At 47.2% G+C, this 1,501-nt stretch carries 2 protein-coding genes and 1 pseudogene; all 3 read right to left on the reverse strand.

Going from position 1 to position 1,501, the window contains the following annotated elements; translation table 11 throughout:
• A pseudogene (locus tag R7P72_RS24175) lies at positions 1-263 on the reverse strand (GNAT family N-acetyltransferase); the annotation flags it as partial.
• Positions 264-371: 108 nt separating this feature from the next.
• Positions 372-806 (reverse strand): D-aminoacyl-tRNA deacylase, encoded by a 435-nt coding sequence (dtd, locus tag R7P72_RS24180; RefSeq protein WP_318110852.1) that lies wholly within the window; start codon positions 804-806, stop codon positions 372-374.
• A partial coding sequence (locus R7P72_RS24185) for a virulence factor BrkB family protein (RefSeq protein ID WP_318110853.1) occupies positions 778-1,501 on the reverse strand: 724 nt, incomplete at its 5' end. The genes dtd and R7P72_RS24185, both read right to left, overlap by 29 nt.

Consider the following 1,501-nt stretch of genomic DNA (forward strand, 5'->3'; position numbering starts at 1 on the left):
AGTGAGCCCATGCCTTTGCTGCGACGATTGCCTTTCACCGCCATATAGCGGATTTGGCCATCGTTATCCGGAGTAATGTACAAACGTCCGATCGCCATTGGACGGCCACGGCTATCCACAATCATGCGGTGATGGCTCACCACATCATATTCATCACGTTCAGAGCCTACTGGCATGCGCCATGGCTCTCGAAGCATTTGCCAACGAAATTGATAGTACTTGTTAAGCTGATTTTCGGTTGTTGGAGTTATGAGTTTGAACATATCAATCCTTTGAAAGTGCAAATCAGTAAGAATCTTGGGGAGAAAATACCCAAGTAAAATCAAACCACTTGGGTATATAGCTTAGACCATGGGTGTATCCACGCCAGATTAGACCTGTAGCCAAAAAGTCACTGGGCCGTCATTAATTAATGACACTTTCATATCGGCCGCGAAGCGACCACGCTCGGTTGGCAATTCCTTCTCACACAAGTCAGAAAAGTAGTCATACAGACGTTCAGCGTCGGCTGGATGCGCACCACGAGAAAAGCCTGCACGTGTGCCTTTCTTGGTATCTGCCGGTAACGTAAATTGAGACACCACCAAAACCTTACCGTTCACTTGTTTGACGTTGAGGTTCATTTTTCCTTCGTCGTCTTCAAAGACTCGGTAGGTGGTCACACGTTCCATCAAACGTTTTGCTTTGGCTTCATCGTCGTCCTTCTCAACACCAAGTAGGACAAGAAGACCTGTATTGATTTCCCCAACTACTTCACCGTCTACACGAACGGCTGCTTCACTGACTCGTTGAATTAGCGCTATCACTACTCTCGCTTCCTTCATTTGCTAACTGAGATTCAGCCGACGAGTGTATCATGTCTAGATCTTCACTCCAGTGCTCTTGCTCACCCAATGCTGCGGTGACTTCTGCCCCCAGCAAGACGATCATCCAGCACAAGTAAACCCAGACAAACAAGATAGGAATTGCGGCTAAAGCGCCGTAAATCAGCTGGTAAGACGGGAACTGAGTGATATAGAGGGCAAAGCCTTTCTTACTTAATTCAAACAGTATCGCCGCAACGGCGGCGCCTACAGCACCATGCGCTAAATGCACTTTTTTGTTTGGCACCAGAATGTACAAACCTAAAAATGCAAAAAATGACAGCAAGAGCGGCAACCAGCGTAAGAACAAATTGAAGGCGCCAGACAGCGTTTCATTTTCTAAGATTTGTAACGACGTGACATAAGACGTTGCTGCAATACTCGCGCCGACTAAAATCGGCCCCAGCGTTAATACCATCCAATACATCGAAAATGAGAACACCAAACGGCGCTTGTCTTTGACTCGCCAGATGTAGTTTAGATTTTTATCGATGTTGGAGATCAGCATCAGCGCAGCAATAAACAAGAAGCCACCACCGACGGCACTCATTTTGCCAGTGTTCGCCACAAACTCTTGCAGTGCAGTGTGCACCGCCTCACCAGATGCCGGTACAAAGTTTTCGATGATGTAGCCTTGC

Source organism: Vibrio sp. Vb0888, assembly GCF_033338835.1.
GTDB classification, from domain to species: domain Bacteria; phylum Pseudomonadota; class Gammaproteobacteria; order Enterobacterales; family Vibrionaceae; genus Vibrio; species Vibrio alginolyticus.